2 protein-coding genes are annotated in these 2,278 nt (G+C 62.4%); both read right to left on the bottom strand.

Features of this window, described 5'->3' with window-relative positions:
- Positions 1-117: 117 nt before the first annotated feature.
- Entirely contained in the window at positions 118-780 is a 663-nt protein-coding gene (locus tag AC5DC2_RS23170; RefSeq protein ID WP_491700189.1) for a VC0807 family protein, read from the bottom strand.
- Positions 781-883: 103 nt separating this feature from the next.
- On the bottom strand, positions 884-2,044 hold the full coding sequence (locus AC5DC2_RS23165; protein ID WP_491700188.1) for an MATE family efflux transporter: 1,161 nt from the start codon (positions 2,042-2,044) through the stop codon (positions 884-886).
- Positions 2,045-2,278 lie beyond the last annotated feature (234 nt).

The following is a 2,278-nucleotide window of genomic DNA, read 5'->3' as shown; positions in this document are numbered from 1 at the left end:
CCCGGCCCGCAGGACAGCCACTACCTCTTCCGCCGCTTCATCAATCTGGTGCGCGAGACGAAGGGCGAGGCACTCCTGGAAGAGCGCGCCTGAGGGACCAAGGGTCTTGAGATCGCTTCAAGGGGTCGCGTGTCGCGGCCCTTTTTTGTTGCGTGGGTGGCGTGAAAAGGAATGCTTTTCGCGAGCGGCCTCCGCATCGGCGATCGCCTTGCCCTTTCGCCCGCCATAACGCCAGCTCCACGCCATCATCAGCGCGAAGACGGCAATCCACATCGCCTCCGAAACCACCAGAAAGACGCTGACCGGCAGCAGCGGGATGAGCAGCGCGCGAAGAGAGGCTTCCCCGATCAGCACCGCCGCCCAGGCAAGCGTCATGAAACGCATCAGCGCGCGATAATCGGCCGAGGCGGCATAGAGGCGGTTCAGGCGCTTGCGGTCCTCGCCCTCGCCCTCCGTGGCAAAATGAAACACCAGCGGGCGCGGCATGAGAAGCGAGCCGGCGAAGACGAGACCGATGAATCCGGTGATCAGCGAGTTCTTCAGCAATGCCAGATACGGGCTGTCGAAATAAAGGCTGCCGACCAGCGAGGCCACGGTGGCGGCCAGGGTAATGACGCCGATCGCCGCCAGCCGGTTGCTGCGGACATAGGCCACGACAATCACCGCGATCGGGAAGATCGAGCCGAGCGCCAGGGCGTGGACCGTTGAAAAATCGTAGTGTTTGGCCAGAAGATAGGTCAGCCAGGGCAGGACAGCCCCGAAAATGATGTCGTTGCGCATCGTCTTTCCTCCCGTCCGCGGTGACAGGTCCGGCTCGCGCCGGCCCCGTCACTATCGACCTGTTTTAGCGAAAACGAAAGGAAAAGGCCCGTTCAGCCTAACCTTACGTCTTTTGCAGCAGCCGCCAGTAGCGGATGCTGAGCATCACCGCCGCAGCCCCGAGACCGCAGAGAAAGCCGATCCAGATGCCGATCCCGCCGAGGCCGGCGGGAAAGGCGAGCAGCCAGGCGACCGGCAGGCCGATGATCCAGTAGGCAATCAGCACCAGCACCATGGGGATACGGGTATCTTTCAGACCGCGCAGAAACCCGTTCATGATCACCTGCGCCGTATCGAGCAGCTGAAACAGCGCCGCGATGACGATCAAAGGCGCGGCATAGGCGATCACGGCTGCCGCATCCGGCAGGCTGACATCGATGAAGAGCGACGACAGCGCGCGCGGCGCGAACGCAAAGGCCAGGCCGCTTGCAACGGCAAAGCCGATCGCCACCACCATGACAATGGCGGAGGCCCGCGTCACATTGGCCCGGTCGTTCGCGCCGTGGAACACGCCGACGCGCACCGTGGCCGCCTGGGACAAGCCCAGCGGCACCATGAAGGTGATCGAGGACAGCTGGATGGCAATGCCGTGGGCGGCCAGCGGCACAGTGCCGAACTGGCCCATCAGAACCGACGAAACGGTAAACATCGATACTTCCGCCAGAACGGAAATCCCGATCGGCAGGCCAAGCAGGACCACCTCTCTCAGCGCCTGCCAGTCCGGCTTCCAGAAGCGGACGAAAAGCGCATAACGGGCAAGCATCGCGTCGCGGCCGATATAGGCGACCAGATACAGGAAGCCAAACGCCTGCCCGACAAAGGTCGCGATCGCCGCGCCGCGAATGCCCAGTTGCGGCATTCCGAACCCGCCGAGCACCAGCCCGTAGGCGACCACGGCATTGACGACCAGCGTCAGCATCGACACCCACAGAACCACCCGCGCGTGACCCGTCGCGCTCACCAGCGAACGCAGGACCTGGAACAGCAGCGCCGGGAACAGCGCGAAACCGACGACAAAGAGATACTGCGCCGCCTTGGCCGCCACATCCGGCTCCTGACCGAGCGCCAGAAGGATCGGTTCGGCCCAGAAGAACAAGGGCAGAGACAAGACGCTGTAGATGATCGAAGCCCACATGCCCATGCGCATGGAGCGGCGCACGGCGACCTCATCGCCGCGGCCATAGGCCTGTGCGACCATGGGCATTACCGCAATGGCGAGCCCCATGCCGTTCCCTCCGCCGGTAACCACACATGTACGCCCATCATCCCCAGAGTTCAAGAACACCATGATGTTTGTTGACGACGACAATGATGATGACGCACGTCTGGAGGAGAGCGAACAAAGAAGGAGGACGTTTGTTCTCGCCTTAGAAAATAGATATGGCCCTATACTACAGGTCTTCAGGACGTCGTGGCGGTGCCAAACGTCATCCAAAACTTGACGTAGAGAAGCCCGATT

The organism is Martelella sp. (assembly GCF_984369615.1).
The sequence above is the reverse complement of the archived record's forward strand: the minus strand, read 5'-3'. Positions and strand labels throughout refer to the sequence as shown.

What these genes read in the sequence shown, in the direction of transcription:
- AC5DC2_RS23170 (WP_491700189.1), bottom strand. Translation starts at nt 780, where the DNA reads ATGCGCAACGACATCATTTTCGGGGCTGTCCTGCCCTGGCTGACCTAT.
- AC5DC2_RS23165 (WP_491700188.1), bottom strand. Translation starts at nt 2,044, where the DNA reads ATGGGGCTCGCCATTGCGGTAATGCCCATGGTCGCACAGGCCTATGGC.